Origin of the sequence: Enterococcus sp. 3H8_DIV0648 (genome assembly GCF_002140655.1) — a bacterium.
In the GTDB taxonomy this organism is placed as follows: Bacteria; Bacillota; Bacilli; order Lactobacillales; family Enterococcaceae; genus Enterococcus_A; species Enterococcus_A hulanensis.
Map to the genome: position 1 here is coordinate 1,287,251 of NZ_NGLG01000002.1, position 17,701 is coordinate 1,304,951.

Sequence of the window (17,701 nt, forward strand, 5' to 3'; positions counted from 1 at the left end):
CAAGTCATGATAGTCAACCGATCGAAATCGAAGCTTTTCTTATTTATGAAATAAGCTTTACCAAAAAAAGTGTTTTAGAAAAAACGATTAGTCAATGCTTAATCCAAATGTAATTTAATATATATAAAGCGATGATAGCATTCAATTTTTTCTTATTCAATAAGACTTAAGTTGTATTGCTCCACGTAAACTAGGATACTTGGTTCTTTTCTCTACACTAAGTTCTGCTTCAAACAGGATAAGAAGGGCATATAAACTAGGAGGGCTTGGTAACAGTGAAGACCTATTTGTACGAGAAGCAATAGAAGACGGTGAAATGCTCGTCAGCTTATGGAGATTATCACTAATGGTAGGATCTATTGCGCTTGTTCACTACATTCGATTTCTTTTAATACTCTCATGTTGCCTGCTGTTTATTGATCCTACTTTCTTGTCAAAATCCTTCGCAGAAGAACAAAAAAGACAGCTCATAGCTGCCCAAAATTACTGCATCAAAATCATTGCGATCGCGCCTATAGCATTATTGAAAAAATGAACCATAATTGAAACTTCCAGTCTTCCCGTTTTGTAATAAGCCAATGCGAAGACTAATCCCATCGACGCATATAGAACGAAGTTAGGAATATCTGTTGCCATATGAAGAAATCCGAAACAGATGCTGCTTAATACTACGCCTAGTATTGGTAGTTTCCCACAAAGCAGTTTAATGATTCCGGCACGAAAAACAATTTCCTCCATAATCGGTGCTGAGATAGCGATTATTAGAAAAAGCAGCAGAGGATTCACATTGTTAAACATTACGCTTAACGCAGCATCGTTATCACTGGTCTGTGTTCCATTAAGCTGCTGAATGAGCAGCGTGCCGCCAATCGCTATGATTCGCAACAGCACTGTTGAGCCGAGGATGATCAATATATTTTTCTTTGTGAGCCAAGCAGTATTAAATTCAATCAGCTTCAGTTTTTTCGCGAGCCATAAAAGTATGGCAATATTAGCGACCACCATCAAAATCATAGCTGATAGACCCAAAACAGATAATGGCTTGGTGATACTAATTTGAACAATACTAAAAACAGTCATGCTTATTTGACTTAAAATAAATAGAGCTAGGACAATGAAAAAATTTTTAATGACCTTCAAAATAAATTTCCCCCTAATATCGTTCGTTTCTTTTCAAATTTGTAAAATTTTCCTTTAAATAAGGATACCATTAAATATGGTGAATTGTTAATCACCGATGAAATGAACTCTGCATTAGCGATTAATTGTATTGACTTAGGTATTTCAGGGAGAGATGTGCAGTTTGGTTATGGTCAGTTAATTTAGCAGATAGGCTTAAAGATGTTGTACCCTAAAAATTGAATGCTGTATTATAATTATTAGAGAATAGTATGTGATAATCTATTTTTTTAGAGTCATGAATTTAAAATAGAACGGGGGACTGTTTTATCGTGGGTAACTTAATTCAAGTAGTTGTAGCAATCATAGCCACACTAATAATAATTTCTCCAAGGAGAAAGAAAAAAGATGATTGATTAAATTTCAAGTAGCTTCGTTAACTTTGTATATGAATCCTGAGCTTCCAAAGGAAATGATCCAGCAGATAGAAGAAGTCAACCAGCTGAATTTTGATCAGTTGACGGAGGATGTCTTGCCGTTTGTGAAGAATGACAGGTTTGTTAGGAAGAGTGTTCAATTGTGAGCACTCTTTTATGATTCGATGAGTAAAAAAAGCTACGAAATATAAGAAAGTAAGTATGCTATACTTGAATGATTAATCTAGATGGGAGGGGCATGTCTATGTCGATTGATGGTATTCTAGGAGGTTTGTTAGGACTATTAGGTGTTGGGATATCCCTTTGGTATTCAAAAAAGTTGAACCAGCAGAATCAGATTTTTCAGGAAAAAATTGAGAAACAAAATAGAGATTATGATCTGTGGAAGAAGAAATACGATGTTCTGGTACAGATGATAAGCTATCGTTATGATGTTCGTTCAAAAGAATACTCAGCAGCTATGAACGGTGTCACTGCTACTTTTTATGACTCTAAAAAAGTCATTGAAGCTACTAAGAAAATGTATGATTATTTATCAAATACCAACAGTGATGCTTCTATTGCAAACGAAAAATTAATTGCTATTTATTCAGCGATGTTTGAAGATTTAGGCATTGATCAAAATATAGATGAGTCTTTTTTAAATAAAGTTTTTAATGGCTAATTTCAATAACTTGAAACCAATCATAGGTTTAAACTCCAAAAATCACAGTGATAAGATTATGCATATTAACTGGCACTTTTATTTCCAAATGTTTATAGAAGGATTTTGCTCTACTTAGTCCCGATAAATAAACGTGCTATATAAACTAATCATTTTTTTTGATGGACATTTTAGTCTTACATCAGATAAAGGAGTTTTGAAGAATAGATGAGGTTCACGCTAGGTGGTGCCCAACCAATTGCACCAGTATCGCGAACATTTGACAAGGGCGGACAAAAGGGCAATGTTTATACCGGCGCTGGATTCGGCTGGGTTATCACACCGGGCTCATTGGCGAATTATGCGAAGAAATGGTCTAGCAATGTCTCAAATATCAGCAATGTCAGCACACAAAACATCGTTGATCGGATCATCAATGGTAATCCTGTTTTATATTATGGCTATTCTTCTTATCAAGCCAATACGATCCGCAATCACTGCAAGGTCATTGCTGGATACAAGGACAATAAGTTCTTAGTGTACGATCCGTTGTACTATAGCTCAAGCGCGAAGGCTGTATCAGGCGGTCCAAATAAAACCTACGATCGTGGCGCGATGGCTTGGGTATCGATCACCGACTTTACTAAGGAGTGGGATGGCCGAGTGATTGGGATTAGTTAATAGGTAAGAAGGAATTAGAATAATAAGCTGTCAAAATAACGAGTGATGCTCGTTAATTTTGACAGCTTTTTTGAGTGGACAAGAATCGAAGTTTCCAATTTACATATATCCAGTTAGATTATTCATGGATTTCTTTAGTTACAGTAAACGAGTGTCATTAATAGTTTCTCTAGTCCGTGTAAAGTACTCAGGATTATCGTCGACCTTTAAGGCATACCCCATAAATAAACTATCGATGAGCGTGAGTTGCGAAACAAGAGAGGAAACAGCTTCAGGTCGGTATTTCGTCTCATCAGAAATAGAGATCAGTGTAATATCACTTTGATTTGCAAGCGGTGACGACGCGTTACTAGTAATAGAAATAATCGGTACATTATTTTTCTTTAATAGTTTGACAATGCGTAAAATATCCGTATTTTTTCCTGTATGGGAGACAACCAATGCACATTCTTCACTGGTCATATTGGCTGCGTCCATTAATTGCATATGAAAATCTTGGGACAACATACAATTAAGCGATGTCCGAATAAAGCGATGATACGCATTTAACAAAACAACATAGGAACCTCCTAAACCAAATAATCCACATTTTTTAGATTTTCCTAACAATTTGATCGTATCTTCCAAATCTTGATTATTTAAGACAGCTTTGGTTGAGGCCAATGAATGGATTCCTGTATTGAATGCTGTTTCAGCAATATTTACTAGAGAATCCTCTTTGTCCACTTTGTATACAGAAAAGAAATCATCCTCCGGCTTTTGTGAACTATTCAGAAGCAACCGTAATTCCTGATAATTGCGAAATCCCAATTTCTTACTTAAGCGTGAGATGGTCGCGATGGAGGTTCCTGACTTTTCTGCTACATCATTGATTGAAAGAAAACTAGCAGTGTCACTGTTTTCAATTAGGTAATCCGCCACTTTTTTTTCAGACTTACTCAAATCTTCGTAGTGACTGTTTAATAGACCGACAAATTTCAGTTCCATAGTAGTCCTCCATAATTTTTTCTATCCTTATCTTACCACCTTGAAGACTAAAAAAAAAGGTTTTTGGAAATAATTTACAAGTTAGGTATTGACTTAAGGAAATTATTTACATAAAATGAAAGCGTAATCAGATAGCTAAGGAGGATAGAACGATGGAAATTGGCTTAATTGGTTTAGGAAAAATGGGAATGAATTTGGCTCTGAATATGGTATCACAGGGTATCAAAGTCATCGGTTATGACCTAAATCAAGAATCTATGAATGTCGCAAAAAAACATGGGGTTGGTATTGCGACGGGGTTGCAGGATTTGGTGGATAGGCTGCCTGAAAAGAAAATTATTTGGGTGATGGTTCCTTCTGGAGAGATCACAAAGCAGACGATAAGCCAAGTTGCAGCCTTACTTTCAACTGGAGACATAGTCGTCGATGGCGGAAATTCTCACTATAAGGACTCAATTGAACATTCTCAGCAATTATCGAAACAAGGAATTTTCTTTTTTGATTGTGGGACTTCTGGTGGGATGAACGGCGCCCGAAATGGCGGAAATTTTATGATTGGAGGAGATCGAGAAGCATTTGAAGAGCTAACACCAATATTTTCAATGATTTCTGAAGAAGGAGGGTATCTTTATACAGGTGAATCTGGTAGTGGGCATTATCTAAAGATGATTCATAATGGTATCGAATACGGGATGATGCAAGCGATTGGGGAAGGATTTGATCTTTTGCATAGGAGCGCCTTTGATTACGATAATCAAAAAGTCGCGGAACTTTGGAATAGCGGTTCAGTTGTCCGATCGTGGTTGATGGAGCTTGCCGCGGAGGCTTTTAGAGAAGATCCTGAGTTAGAAAAAATTAAAGGGGTCATGTATTCATCAGGCGAAGGGCGCTGGACAGTCGAAGAGGCACTGGAATTACAGGTATCCATTCCTGTAATCACAACTTCATTGATGATGCGGTATCGTTCGTTAGAAGAAGACACGTTTACAGGAAAAGTCGTTGCATCTTTACGTAAAGGATTCGGCGGACACACAGTAAAAGAATAATTGGAGGGTTAAATAATGGAAGTAACAGTATTTCAAGCATTGGCGATTGCGATTTGGATCGCATTAGTTATGTCTCGTTCGCTACTTGGTGGAGCTACAACAACATTACGTTTTACACCACTGATGACGGGATTAGTAGTAGGGATTGTTTTTGGTCAAGTGAAAGAGGCAATGTTGATTACGGCAGCTATTCAGCTGATTTACATGGGGGTATTTTCTCCGGGTGGTCAAATGCCTTCTGAACCTGCGATTGCCGCGGGAATCGCAGTGCCAGTAGCTTTACTCGGTGGTATGAAACCAGAAGCCGCGATCGGAGTCGCTGTACCTGTAGGACTTTTAGGCTCTTATCTTTATCAATTCCGCTTCTTTATCAATACCTTTATCATGCAGAAATTTGCGGAAAAATATGCAAAAGAGGCAAATGACAAGATGTTGACCGTATCGATTATCTGGATACCGATCCTAGTTTCATTTATCATTTTCGTTCCATTTATGTTTATTGCCTTATACTTCGGAGCGCCAGTTATCGCAGATGTCGTACAATCCAACTCCGGAAGCATCATTTTTCATGTGTTAGAGGTGATCGGCGGCGGATTAGCGGCTATCGGGATTGCAGTAACCGTATATGTTATTGGTAAGAAAAATTATATTGCCTTCTTCTTGCTAGCGTATTTTGTAGCAGTGATTTTTAAAACGATGGAAGCCGATATCACGATGGTTACTTATGCAATTATAGGTGCTATTATTGCCTTCATTTACGTCTTAGCTAAAAGTGAATCATTAAGCGCTCTGCAATCTTCAGGTGGCGGAAGCTCTGTTGATTCAACTGACTATGACGAAGATGATGACGATTATTAACCGAAGGAGGAAAATGGAAAATGAATGAACTTTCTCAAACAAGTGTAAATTTAGAACCGGAAAAGGTCACAAAAAAGGATGTTGGGCTCGCGTGGTTACGTTTCTACTTTGCCAATGAAATTCCCCATTCTTTTGATAAGTATATTGCACCATCATTATTATGGGCATTGATGCCGATCCTCAAAAAACTGTACAAAGATAAACAAGATTTATCTGAAGCTTTCCAAAGGCATTTGTTATTCTTCAATACGCAAATTTCTTGGGGTGGCGGCGTAATTACTGGGATCGTTGCCTCATTAGAATCCGCAAGAGCGCAAGAAGTCTACATGAAAGCGCCGATCACGATTGATGATGATTTGATTTACAATACGAAATCAGGCCTGATGGGTGCGTTAGCTGGAATTGGAGACTCCATTGATTCAGGGACTATTCAATACATTTTTATCGCGATTGCACTTCCTTGGGCACAAGACGGCAATGCGATCGGAGCGATTTTCCCATTCGTTTGCTTCTCACTTTATCAGTTGTTGATTGGATATTACTTTGCGCAGCTTGGATTCAAGCTGGGACGGACGGCTGCTTCTGAAATGGTCGGAACGAAGATGCAGGGGATCATTGATGGTCTATCAATTCTTGGTTTGTTCATGATGGGTATCTTAGCCGCTAATTATGTAAAAGTATCTTCATCGTTGGCGTTTACACTTTCAGGAAAAGAGTTTGTTATTCAAGACATCTTGAATAATGTGATGCCAGGCATCTTGCCGTTAGTCGTTGTTGGCGGCGTTTACGCCTTCTTTACTAAGAAAGGCTTGAATGTTACTCGCGCATTGATTGGATTGACAGTAATTTTAGGTATTTTAGCCGCATTTGGCATTTTATAAATAGGAATCGGAGGAAGTATAAATGGGAAAAGTAGTGATTGCACGGGTAGATGCTCGTTTGATTCATGGTCAAGTCATGACAAGTTTGTCCAAGTCGGCAGGTGCCAATGCTATTTTTGTAGCGGACAACCCGACTGCACATGATGAATTTACGAAAAATATTATTTTAGGGGCAGGCTCACGAACAGGTATGAAGGTTCGGGTATTAAAAGAAGACGGGGCTGTTCGCTATTGGAATGATCGCCAATACGATAATTATAATGTCATCTTATTGACTAAAACGATTGAAGTCATGGCGGATATTATCAAGGCGGGAGTTCCTATTAAGGAATTGAATTTGGGCGGCATTCCACAGAAGCCTGAATTAACACCAATCATCAAAGAGGTTTCGATTAATAAAGAGCAACTTGAGATTTTAAAAGATTTACGAGACAACTATGGGGTGGAAGTTTATTTCCAAGCGACTCCATCCTCAAAAAAAGTATCATTGGCCGATGCGGAAAAAGAATTTAAATAAGGATGGGGTTAATCATGGTAGGTGTATTGTTAATCAGTCACGGAAAGATGGCTGAAGGAATAAAGGACAGCATTGAATTGATCATGGGTGAAACAAAAGCACTAGATACTGCCTCACTTGTGGCGGGTCAGGACTTTGAAGCGTTTAAAAAAGAGGTCAACGAAAAAATTTGGCAGTTAAATGATGGAAAAGGTGTCGTAGTCTATGTAGATCTTTTTGGTGCCTCTCCTTATAACGCTACCATGTTTTCTTTTCAGGCATTACAGAATGAAGGAATTGAAATACGTGTGTTAACTGGGATGAATTTACCAATGATCATGGAAGTGCTGGCAATGAGAGAAGTGCTGACTTTAGATGAGTTAGTCCAAATGGGACTGCGCAGTGGGAAAGATGGTATTCAAGAGCCTGTATCCGATTTATTGACTAGCCATGTAGAAGATGATGAGGATGGTGACTACTAGATGACTAAAGTGTTAGTAACACCCCGGTCATTTGGGAAATACAACCGGGAAGAAATCATAGAGTTATTTGCTGAGAAGGGGATTGAAATCGAATTTAATCCCTTTGGACAAATCATGACAGAAGAGCAGATGATGGAATGTTTGGAGGATAAGGATGGATTGATTGTCGGTGTCGATCCAGTCAATGAAAAAGTGTTATCTAAGGCAAAAAAGTTGAAAGCAATCGCGAAATACGGCGTTGGCTTAGATAACATTGACCTTGCTTGTGCAAATAAAAAGCAGATCAAGGTTTCAAAGACGGTTAGCGCGAATTCAAATGCGGTTGCTGATTATTCCTTTGCGCTATTGATGTCTGTTGCACGGCGTGTGGTAGAAATTAATAACGAAGCCAAAGATGGAAATTGGGAAAAGACAGTGGCACTCGATGTATATGGGAAAAAGATTGGCGTTGTCGGTTTAGGCGCAATTGGCCGCGGTGTTGTAAGAAGGGCTCAGGGATTTGAGATGGAAGTCTATGGTTACGATATTTATCGTGATGATGATTATCTTCGAGAAAACCAGATTCATTTTGCTGATATCGACACGATTATTAAGGAATGTGATTTCATTAGTATCCATATGCCGTTGACAGAAGAAACGAAGCATCTCTTCAATCGAGAGAATCTACGTTATGCGAAAGAAAATCTGATTATTATAAATACAGCTCGAGGTGGCATCGTAGACGAAGATGCTTTGTATGACTTACTGAGGGCGGGAAAAATTTATGGTGCAGGCGTAGATGTTTTTGAAGAAGAACCTGCACAAGATTCGAAATTGTTGGATTTGGAAAATGTGGTGATCGGCAGCCACACCGCTGCTTCGACTATTGGTGCAACTGAGATGATGAGTATGATGGCTTCAAGAAATATTATTGCAGACTTAGGAGGACAAGAAAAAAATGGATAGTACAGGGATGTTAATGAAATTGAGACAAGAGAAGGTCGTTGCAGTTATTCGCGGAAAAAATGAAGAAGAGGTTTTGAAAACGGTTGACGCGGTGTTGGCAGGCGGGGTAAATTTTTTGGAAATTACTTTTACAATTCCTAATGCGCAGAATATTATTGCTAAGTTAGCAGAAAAATATCGTGAAGAGGAAGAAGTAGTGATTGGTGCAGGGACTTGTTTAGATATAGTGACTGCACGAATGGCAATTTCAGCTGGCGCACAGTTTGTCGTGTGTCCGCATTTTGACAAAGAGATCATGAAATTGTGCAACAGTTATCGTATCCCTGTTTTCCCTGGAGCGACGACTGTGACAGATATGCTGGAATGTCTGAAATACGGCGCACCTGTAATTAAACTATTTCCTGGTGATACCTTTGGCCCTTCTGCTATCAAAGCATTCAAAGGACCATTGCCTCAAGCAGATTTTATGCCTACAGGCGGAGTGAGTGTAGAAAATATTCATCAATGGCTTGATAACGGGGCGATCGCAGTGGGAGCCGGCAGTGTTTTGACGAAAGGCGCACAAACGGGCGATTTTAAACAAGTGACTGAGGTGGCTAAGAAATTTGTCGAAGCGGTGAAAAACTATGGAGAAAAAACAGCTTAAGCTCATTATCTTTGATATGGACGGGCTTTTAGTAGATACTGAAAAAGTTTATTACAAGGGCTGGCATCATGCGGTCAAGGAGCATCGATTAACAGTTCCCGATGATATGATTGCCGGCTGGGTCGGTAAGGGAATGTATGAGTCCATGCAGGAGTTGAATCAACTGACCCAAGATCCTGAACGGACCCGTCAGATTCGAGAAAGTCGGGAGCAATATTTTTATCAGGAGTTAGAGGAAGGGCGAGTCTTAACAAAGCCTTATGCAAAAGAAATATTAGAGCAGACGAAAGAGTATGCTATTGTTGGTTTAGCGACCTCTACTATGGAAGAGAAGGCTGGACGTGTTCTAGAAAAACTGGGTCTATTAAACGACATAGATTATCCTGTTTTTGGCAGCGATGTTGACCAGTTGAAACCCGCACCTGATGTTTATTTGGAAGTATTAAAACGTTCAAAAATCGATGCTGAGGAAGCAATCGCGATAGAGGACTCTATCACCGGGGCTCAAGCGGCCGCAGGTGCTGGTCTATCAGCACTATTAATTCCAGATTCGAATTTTTATTTCGATCAAGAGAATATTCCAAGCAATGTCTTAAAGGTTGGGAAGGACCTGCAGATTGTTCGTGATCTTTTTCAATAGAATGAGGTGAAAAAAATGGTAGAAACAAAAGATTGGTTATTACGTTATGGCATTATTTTAGGTAAACGACATTCTTTGAAGGAGCGGACGAAGTTTTTGCAGTCCGCTCAGAAAGAATTTGCTGCGATGGGCTATTCTGTAGATACAACCGCGTCTGAGGTTCATCTATTCAAAAATGAAAAGAGAAAATTTTATAATTTGTACGCGGGAGATCTGAACGATGCAGATATCGTTTATACGACTTACTATGATACACCCGTAAAATCGTATGGACTCTATCAGCCAAGCGCTTTTCAAATGAAAAATAATTCTAGCGTATTGCGATTGAATCTTTTGTTTTTATTGATCGCGACCATTTCATTTGGCAGCATCTTGTATTTTTTACTTTTTCCTCAGATTCAAGTAAATGGCTGGTTCAGTCTCTGGACGTTACTAACGGCTCTTTTGATGTTTCTTTTCTATTACCTGATCAGCTATTTGAGAAGCGGAATTCCAAATCGGGTAAACATGATTCGAAATACTTCGAGCATTTTGACTCTTTTCAATTTAGCTAATACGCTGCCGAAACAAAAACGAAAAAAAGTTGCCTTTGCTTTTGTCGATGGTGGAACGTATTCAGATTATGGTGTACAGATGCTGAAGGTATACTTCAAAAAACCAAAAACAAAGATTGTCTTCCTAGATGGCGTAGGTAATCGAGGAACACTTCAATGGTTTACTGATAAAAAAATAGCTGTCAATTCTGGAGAAATTCATGCTTTGCCGTCGTCTTTACAACGTTTAGGAGATATTTTGCTGACTTCGGGTGAATACGATGGCGTATCAGTGAATTTAAATCAAGCAGATACAAAAAAGGATGTTGAATTGGATGAACAACAAATAGCACTTGTTACTAAGGAACTAAAACAACTAATTATTTAAAAATCCTCTGTGAAAGCAGGTTCAGACGGTCCAAACAAAACCTACGATCGTGGCGCGATGGCTTGGGTGTCGATCACTGACTTTACTAAGGAGTGGGATGGCCGAGCGATTGGGATTAGTTAATAGGTAAAAAGAGCAGTAAACGATTGTCAAAAATCGTTTACTGCTCTTGTTGTTTTCTAAAGTATTCAAAAATGAAGTTGACTTCAAAAATCGATTGTTTTTAGTGAAATTTGAAGTTTAGTTCAAATTTTAGTTATTCCGCTATCTCATATTTGAACACGCCATTATTTTCATAGCCCTCCAGCTTCACATCAGATAACCGTCGTTCAAAGAACGAGCGCTCTTTACCATTTTCGTCGTATTTATCTGGTAAGACCAATGTTGGTTCGCTGTCTGGCACTGGTTGCGACAATTGTTCCTTTAAGGCATCGATATGGCGGTCGTAGACGTGGGCATCATCGATACACCAGTGCATTGTGCCGAGTTCGAAGCCTAGTTGATCAGCGATCAAGCGATGCAGTACTGCGTATTGGTAGGTGTTGAACGGCTGCCCTAGTGCCATGTCGGCTGAACGTTGCTTAACGTGGAGGTCAAGTACGCCATTGTTAACCTTCCAGTTAGTTGCCCAAACACAGGGTTCCAAGGTCATATCGTCTAAATCGTCCACGTCCCACAGACTAGTCATGATGCGGCGTGAGCCGGGATTGTTTTCTAGTTGATGCAAGACATATTCGACTTGGTTTAGTTTTTCTTCGTGATCCGGCAGCTTGCGGCATTTTTTTGCCAATTGGTAGCCGTACGCTTTACCGATCGTATTGTTTTCGTCGGCCCATTCGTTCCAAACTTTACATTTATGATCTTGCAGCCACGTTACGTCGTTGGACAATTCTTGCCAGATCCATTCCAATTCGATCAAAGGTGTTTTTTGGAACACGCGCTTTGATTTCAAAATCGGGATACCGTCGGCTGGTGTGATTTTAAAGTTGACGCCTTGAATAAAACGAGTGGGGGCAGGGCTGCCGTCTGCGTATTTTGCCCGAACTAAAGCAGGGTCTTGATCCGTGCCGTTTTCAATGATATCCATGACGATGTCGCGATAAATTTTGTCGAAGCCAGTATATTCAGTCACAAGAATTCTCCTCTTTTTATGCTTTTGTCTGAGTTTAACATATTCCGATGGATTCGTGGATTAAAAATTCTCTTAATTACTCAAAAGAGGAAGGAGGCTTTATGGATAGTGTTTTTGGCTTGGAAAACGAAGCGTTCACATTGATTTTTTAATTTTCAATTGTGCAGTCAAGCAGATTTCCCATCCTCCCGGGTATGATACAATAAGTCACGAGTGTGATGAAATTGAAGGAGCGGGTGGAAAATGGAGAAAAAGCTTTTTTTCTTTGATATTGATGGAACGCTGACAGATCGGAAGACAAGGGAGATTGTGCCTAGTGCGAAGCGGGCGTTGGAGCTTTTGCAGGAGAACGGACACTTTGTTTCGATCGCAACAGGGCGTGCGCATTACAAATGTCGCAACCTGTTGGATGAGCTTGGCCTGGAAAATATGGTTTGTTCAGGCGGCATGGGTGTCGTGATCGAAAATAAATTAGTGAAAAATACGCCGCTGGATAAAGAAGAGGCGGTAGCGGTTATTCGGCAGGCTGAGGAAAAAGGGATCGGTGTGTTGGTCGCACTTGATGATTCGGAGAAGGTCTATGCTCAGAATGATTTGTTTAGAGAACAGGTTGGACCGAGACAGGAGCCGACGGAATATTTCATTGATCCGGCATTTAATGTCGCTGAAGCGGAGAATATTTATAAGTTTTATTTGGCGTTGTCTAAGGAGCAGGATCATTTGATCCCTGAGCCGAAGAGCTTTGCGAAGCTGCGGTTTGTGCCTGAATATATTATGTGCCAGCACGATAATAAGAAGCAGGGTATCTTGGATGTTTTGGATTATTTTGGCAGACCGCAAAAGGATGTCGTAGTCTTTGGTGACGACGTGAATGATCTGGTAATGTTTGATAAAGCTTGGACCAGCATTGCGATGGGAAATGCGGTGGATGAATTGAAGGCAAAGGCGGATTATGTGACCGATCGAAATGTTGATGACGGGATCTATAATGCCTGTCGCAAGTTTGGCTGGATTTGATTTTTAAGCGTATCAATGATGAATAAGTTTTAAGTAAAGAGGGGGTTGTTTTGTGAGTAGTGATAAATTTTACCAGCAAATTGAGCAGCGCTTCATTAATTGGGGACAAGAACAAGCGGATGTTCATGTCGCTTATGTAGCTGGTTCGAGAGCTAGGCTAGACCATGGGGCGGATGAGTATTCTGATTTGGATATTCAGATGTATGTAGATGATCCGAAACGCTATCTTGAATCAAACAGCTGGATCGAGAATTTCGGTAAGTTGAATACTGCGATTCCGTTTCAAAACGGTGGCGGCGGATTAGAGTGGCTGGCATTGTTTGAAGGTGGCTATCAGGTTGATTTTGTGATTGATTCGTTAACCGCTTTTCAGACGCAATCGGACAAAGGTGTTCCGCTCGGTTGGTTTCTACGCGGGGCCAGAGTGCTGCTTGATAAGACTGGAAATGCTCAGCGGCTTATTCCTGAACAATTTGAACGGTCTAGTTCATCAGCGATTACTAAGGAGAGCTTTGACTTCACCGTAAACATGTTTTGGTTCTTAGCGATTTATTTAGCAAAACAGATCCTGCGTAATGAGTTGTGGACGGTCAAACTGCGGGATGTTGAATGCAAGCAGGTCCTTCTGCAAACGGTCGAATGGTATGAGAAGCTGGAACATGGTGAAGAACTTGATACGTGGCATGCCGGGCGTTTCATCTATGAATGGGTGGATGACGATATTTTCACTCGATTGAATGGTGTGTTTGGAAGATTCGATGCGGCAGACAGCTGGAGAGCTTTGCAGGAAACAATTGATTTGTATGAACTGATGTCGCGTAAACTAGCGGATCATTATCAGTATACTTATCCTGAAGCGCTAGTGGCTGAGGTAAAGCAGTGGATCGAAGCGCACGGAAAAATTGAATGAAATAAAACAATCCCTTGAGTTTTTTGCTCAAGGGATTGTTTTATTTCATCGGCAAACGAATCTGGAACACAACGCCTCTTGGGTCCCAATCACGTACTGTCAGCTTGCCTTTATGTTGAGTGATGATTTGTTTAGCGATGGCAAGGCCGAGACCGTAGCCGCCAGTTTCCTTGGAGCGGGAGCGGTCTTCGCGGTAGAAGCGTTCGAAGATGTGTCTCTTGTCTTCGTCACTGATGGATGGTCCGTTGTTTTTGACCTCGATCAGCCAATTGTCATTGGATATTTCGGATTGCAGAATGATTTTTTCTTTAGCTTCGGTATATTTTAATGCATTATCCAACAGGATCACCAGAACTTGGTGGATGCGTTTCTCGTCGATCATCATGGGTTGATCCGCGTAGTTTTCCAGCACGAACTGTTTGTCGTTCATTTCGGCGATTTCTTGGAAGGGTTGAGCTAACTGCTTGATAAAGATTTTTGGTTCCACCGCTTCCTTGTGCAAAAGCAGCTGGTTGGAGTCACTGCGAGCTAAGGTAAGCAAGTCTTCAGTCAAGCTATTCATTCGCCGCGTCTCATTTAGTGCTTGGGCGATTGGTTCGGATTCTTCTAAAATCGTGTGATCCGGTCGGGTGAATAGTTGCTGCAGACTATTTTGAATAATCGTTAACGGTGTACGCAATTCGTGAGATGCATTTTCGACAAATTCCTGCTGCTTGCGCCAAGCATTCATGATAGGGCGCATATTCATTTTGGAAATATAGAAACTGATCCCGATTGAAATCAGCCAAAAGACCACCATACAAAGAATCAAGGTCATCTCAAAAGTTTTCATCGAATCAGCGATTTGATTGGTGCTGGCTAAAAATTGGATGTAAGCAACACCGTCGTCCTCTTGCTCGGCCTTGATCGTATAGGAGTGAAAGGCCAGTTTTTGGGTAGAGTCAGCCGAGTTTTCTAAGCTCAAGGACTGAATACTATTTAATTGATTTTTGTCTAAAGTCAATTTCTCCAGCTCGGTGAAGCGTCCGCCTAAAACTTCTTTGTTCAGGATTTCGCCATCCATTGACCACAAAATGATCTGGGTATAAAAATGGCTGTTGCCATCGGGGCCTTTTTCTATTCGCTTATCATCCGGCATTTGCGATAAAAAGGGGTCGTCTTGTCGATAACGAGTAATCTCCATTTCGATCACTCGGTCATTTTTCGCCATTTTTTCTAAAGAATAATCCGTTTGTCGATAGGCCGAGCTTTGCAATAGCTGCAAGGTGATAAAGCCTAGCAGAAGGAAAATCCCCGCGAAGGCGGCGACATTGATGAAGAAAAATTTTAAACGTTGTTTTCTTGATATTTCGGTATTCATAGCGTCAATCCTTTTGTAAGATATAGCCGACGTTGCGCAGTGTTTTAAATAGCTGGTCGATACCTGCCGGCTTCAAATGTTTTCGTAAATGACTCATGTAGACCTCCACGACGGTGATCGTCGTATCAGAATCAAAGCCCCAAATGCGGTCGAAAATCTGTTCCTTCGTCAAGATCACGCCTTTATTTTGGATGAAGTAGACCAAAAGATCAAATTCCTTTCCTTGAATCGGCAGGATCTGATCGTCGAAGGCGGCCTCCTTAGTCGCGAGGTTGCAGGTGATCGTTTTATAGACTAATTGATTTTCAGCAAATAATCCCAACGAACGCTTCAATAAAGCTTTGACCCGCAGAATCAGTTCTTCGCGATAAAAAGGCTTCGTCAAATAATCATCGGCTCCTTTTTGGAAACCGGTGACTTTATCTTCTAACGCATCTTTGGCGGTTAAGATCAATACGGGTGTTTGGATATTTTTTTCCCGCAGCTCCGCTAAGACTTCATAGCCATTTTTCTCCGGCAGCATCAGATCCAGCAAGATCAGGTCATACATCCCGCTTTCTGCTTCAAACAAGCCTTCTTCGCCATCATAGACCTGTGTGATTTCGCCGAGGTCGGCCAAAATTTCTTTTATATTATTTGAAAGAGTTACTTCATCTTCTACGATTAATAAGTTGATCATGGATTTATTCCTCCTATCCTTATTCCGCTTCCAGTGTACCATGCTTTCCTAAATCAACCTTAAAACTTTTTTTGCCGCGCTTAAGTTTAAGTTAAGCCAGCTTGACTATTCTACAAGCAGTCACATGAAGGATGACGAAGCAACTAGAGGAGGAAGCAGTATGAATTACATCAAACGGGCTACACAAAGCCTTTGGGCCAAGAAAGGACGCAGCATCATTATGATCGCCGTTTTTTCAGCTATCTTAATTTTTGTTTTAGCGGGGTTGACGATCCGCAGCGGCGCCGAGCTGGCGACAACGAATGCGAAAAAGAGTGTCGGGGCAACCGTCACCTTATCAACGAATCGGGAGGCGATGTTTGGCCAGAAATCTGATTCAGATACGGAAGAAGAAACAAGACCTGATCCAGGCAGCTTTGAACGCACACCAGTTAATTTGAGTGATGCGGAAAAAATCGCCAAGCTTTCAAATGTTAAATCCTATTCATTTGAAGCAAGCACCTCAGCCGATAAGAGCTCTGGAATCACACCCATCTCAAGCGACAGTGAAGAGGAAACTTCTTCTGATGAGCAGGCAGCTGGTTTTGGCGGACAAGGGGCACCAGGCGGCATGAGCCAAGGTGATTTCCAAATCAAAGGCGTTTCTCAAAGCAGCTCTTACAGCGATTTTTCTTCTGGCACGGCCAGTCTGGTGGAAGGAAAGGCGATCACTTCTGAAGATGAGGGAACAAATAATGTACTGATCGAACAAAGCTTGGCAGAGGCTAATGAGCTAAGTGTCGGTGATACATTCAAAATCAAGGACACAGACGATAAAGACGTTGAAGTGACGATCAAAGGAATCTATAAAACCAGTGATTCCGGCGACAGCATGGGGGCTCGGTTCAACTTTATGAATCCAGCCAATACGATCTTTTCTTCTTATACAATGGTCAATACTTTGACAGGTTCAGATGGCAAAACCATCGATTCAGCGGTTTATAACTTAGATGATCCAAAAGACATGGAAAGCTTCGTTAAGCAGGCCAATAAATTAATCGATACAGATACTTTTAGTTTAGAGACTAACGACCAAATGTATCAGCAAATGCTGCAGCCGTTAAACAATGTTTCAAGCTTCGCGAAAAACATCGTGCTTTTAGTAGCGGCGGCCGGCGTGATTATTTTGACGCTGATCATTATGCTGTCGATCCGTGAACGGAAATACGAGATCGGCGTCTTGCTTTCATTAGGCGAATCACGGGTCAAAGTCATTTCGCAGTTTTTCGTTGAAATTTTTGTCTGCATGATCTTTGCATTAGGGATCGCCGCAGCCAGCGGAAATATTGTCGGAAATGCTGTGGGAAATCAGTTATTGAGCCAACAAACAACCACGACGCAAAATGCGGAAGGGCAAGCGGATGCCGCAGGTAATGGCGGACCGGGACAAGGTCAAGCGCCTGGCGGCGGAAACGGCGGACCTGGCGGCAGACAAATGACCAGCAATCCATTTACTCAAACAGAGGAAATCCAAGAGCTGAACATCTCTGTGAAGCCAATGGAAATTCTCAGTTTAGCAGGTATCGGATTAGGCATCAGTTTATTCTCGATCGTTCTATCTTCAGCGGGAATCCTGCGATTGAATCCGAAGAAAATCTTGATTTCGTAAATGAAGGGATGTCAGACCAACTTTTCCCAGTTCATTTGAATCGAAGAACCAAAGCACAAGTTAAGTAAATCAAAAAGCCGAGCGCATAGTTGGATGATATACGGCATGAAAATCGAACTTATTTTTCTCGGTTTTTGGAAAAATAAATACATTAATATGAAGAAGGATGTCAG

Annotated in this window: 20 protein-coding genes; 15 read left to right on the forward strand and 5 right to left on the reverse strand. The window is 40.8% G+C overall.

Annotation, left to right across the window (positions count from 1 at the left end):
• Positions 1–483: 483 nt before the first annotated feature.
• The gene (locus A5875_RS22290; protein WP_088935743.1) at positions 484–1,140 is read right to left on the reverse strand and encodes a CPBP family intramembrane glutamic endopeptidase; all 657 of its coding nucleotides are present in this window, start codon (positions 1,138–1,140) and stop codon (positions 484–486) included.
• A gap of 391 nt (positions 1,141–1,531) precedes the next feature.
• On the opposite strand from A5875_RS22290, the gene A5875_RS23945 reads away from it, so the two are divergent.
• The 3 genes from A5875_RS23945 (at position 1,532) to A5875_RS22300 (ending at position 2,880) form a co-directional block, all read left to right on the forward strand.
• Entirely contained in the window at positions 1,532–1,702 is a 171-nt protein-coding gene (locus tag A5875_RS23945) for a hypothetical protein (RefSeq protein WP_176244729.1), read from the forward strand.
• 98 nt (positions 1,703–1,800) lie between these two features.
• Positions 1,801–2,220, forward strand: coding sequence for a DUF6680 family protein (locus tag A5875_RS22295; protein WP_088935744.1), 420 nt, complete (start codon positions 1,801–1,803; stop codon positions 2,218–2,220).
• 207 nt (positions 2,221–2,427) lie between these two features.
• A complete protein-coding gene (locus tag A5875_RS22300) occupies positions 2,428–2,880 on the forward strand; it encodes a C39 family peptidase (RefSeq protein WP_422851524.1) in 453 nt (150 codons plus the stop codon).
• A 138-nt stretch (positions 2,881–3,018) separates the two neighbouring features.
• Here A5875_RS22300 and A5875_RS22305 read toward each other — a convergent pair whose 3' ends face one another.
• On the reverse strand, positions 3,019–3,867 hold the full coding sequence (locus tag A5875_RS22305) for a MurR/RpiR family transcriptional regulator (protein WP_088935745.1): 849 nt from the start codon (positions 3,865–3,867) through the stop codon (positions 3,019–3,021).
• A gap of 131 nt (positions 3,868–3,998) precedes the next feature.
• Between A5875_RS22305 and gnd the strand changes: the two genes are divergently transcribed.
• Genes gnd through A5875_RS22350 form a run of 9 tightly spaced genes read left to right on the forward strand, consistent with a single transcriptional unit; the run spans position 3,999 to position 10,782 of the window.
• Positions 3,999–4,913 carry a phosphogluconate dehydrogenase (NAD(+)-dependent, decarboxylating) gene (gene gnd, locus A5875_RS22310; protein WP_422851525.1) on the forward strand — a complete coding sequence of 305 codons (915 nt, stop codon included), beginning with the start codon at positions 3,999–4,001 and terminating at the stop codon, positions 4,911–4,913.
• Positions 4,914–4,928: 15 nt separating this feature from the next.
• Complete coding sequence (locus A5875_RS22315) at positions 4,929–5,771, forward strand: PTS mannose/fructose/sorbose/N-acetylgalactosamine transporter subunit IIC (protein WP_088935747.1); 843 nt, start codon at positions 4,929–4,931, stop codon at positions 5,769–5,771.
• Positions 5,772–5,791: 20 nt separating this feature from the next.
• Positions 5,792–6,652: a PTS system mannose/fructose/sorbose family transporter subunit IID gene (locus tag A5875_RS22320; RefSeq protein ID WP_088935748.1), complete on the forward strand. Its 861-nt coding sequence runs from the start codon at positions 5,792–5,794 to the stop codon at positions 6,650–6,652.
• Positions 6,653–6,674: 22 nt separating this feature from the next.
• Positions 6,675–7,169 carry a PTS system mannose/fructose/N-acetylgalactosamine-transporter subunit IIB gene (locus A5875_RS22325; protein ID WP_088935749.1) on the forward strand — a complete coding sequence of 165 codons (495 nt, stop codon included), beginning with the start codon at positions 6,675–6,677 and terminating at the stop codon, positions 7,167–7,169.
• A gap of 14 nt (positions 7,170–7,183) precedes the next feature.
• Positions 7,184–7,630: a PTS sugar transporter subunit IIA gene (locus A5875_RS22330; RefSeq protein WP_088935750.1), complete on the forward strand. Its 447-nt coding sequence runs from the start codon at positions 7,184–7,186 to the stop codon at positions 7,628–7,630.
• A complete protein-coding gene (locus tag A5875_RS22335; protein WP_088935751.1) occupies positions 7,631–8,575 on the forward strand; it encodes a phosphoglycerate dehydrogenase in 945 nt (314 codons plus the stop codon). It begins immediately after the preceding gene.
• Complete coding sequence (locus tag A5875_RS22340; protein ID WP_088935752.1) at positions 8,568–9,221, forward strand: bifunctional 2-keto-4-hydroxyglutarate aldolase/2-keto-3-deoxy-6-phosphogluconate aldolase; 654 nt, start codon at positions 8,568–8,570, stop codon at positions 9,219–9,221. The genes A5875_RS22335 and A5875_RS22340 overlap by 8 nt, the downstream gene beginning before the upstream one ends.
• Entirely contained in the window at positions 9,202–9,861 is a 660-nt protein-coding gene (locus A5875_RS22345; protein ID WP_088935753.1) for an HAD family hydrolase, read from the forward strand. Before A5875_RS22340 ends, A5875_RS22345 begins: the two co-directional genes overlap by 20 nt.
• Positions 9,862–9,876: 15 nt before the next feature.
• Complete coding sequence (locus tag A5875_RS22350; protein ID WP_088935754.1) at positions 9,877–10,782, forward strand: hypothetical protein; 906 nt, start codon at positions 9,877–9,879, stop codon at positions 10,780–10,782.
• 256 nt (positions 10,783–11,038) lie between these two features.
• Here the strand turns inward: A5875_RS22350 and thyA are convergent, their stop codons facing one another.
• Positions 11,039–11,914, reverse strand: coding sequence for a thymidylate synthase (gene thyA / locus A5875_RS22355; protein WP_088935755.1), 876 nt, complete (start codon positions 11,912–11,914; stop codon positions 11,039–11,041).
• A 243-nt stretch (positions 11,915–12,157) separates the two neighbouring features.
• Here thyA and A5875_RS22360 point away from each other — a divergent pair, with 243 nt between their 5' ends.
• Entirely contained in the window at positions 12,158–12,931 is a 774-nt protein-coding gene (locus A5875_RS22360) for a Cof-type HAD-IIB family hydrolase (protein WP_088935756.1), read from the forward strand.
• Between the two features lie 52 nt (positions 12,932–12,983).
• Positions 12,984–13,841, forward strand: coding sequence for an aminoglycoside 6-adenylyltransferase (locus A5875_RS22365; protein WP_088935757.1), 858 nt, complete (start codon positions 12,984–12,986; stop codon positions 13,839–13,841).
• Between the two features lie 40 nt (positions 13,842–13,881).
• On the opposite strand, the gene A5875_RS22370 is transcribed toward A5875_RS22365, so the two are convergent.
• Positions 13,882–15,201 carry a sensor histidine kinase gene (locus A5875_RS22370; RefSeq protein ID WP_088935758.1) on the reverse strand — a complete coding sequence of 440 codons (1,320 nt, stop codon included), beginning with the start codon at positions 15,199–15,201 and terminating at the stop codon, positions 13,882–13,884.
• 4 nt (positions 15,202–15,205) lie between these two features.
• Positions 15,206–15,880 carry a response regulator transcription factor gene (locus tag A5875_RS22375; protein ID WP_088935759.1) on the reverse strand — a complete coding sequence of 225 codons (675 nt, stop codon included), beginning with the start codon at positions 15,878–15,880 and terminating at the stop codon, positions 15,206–15,208.
• 160 nt (positions 15,881–16,040) lie between these two features.
• Here A5875_RS22375 and A5875_RS22380 point away from each other — a divergent pair, with 160 nt between their 5' ends.
• Positions 16,041–17,528: an ABC transporter permease gene (locus tag A5875_RS22380; protein WP_088935760.1), complete on the forward strand. Its 1,488-nt coding sequence runs from the start codon at positions 16,041–16,043 to the stop codon at positions 17,526–17,528.
• Positions 17,529–17,701: the final 173 nt, after the last annotated feature.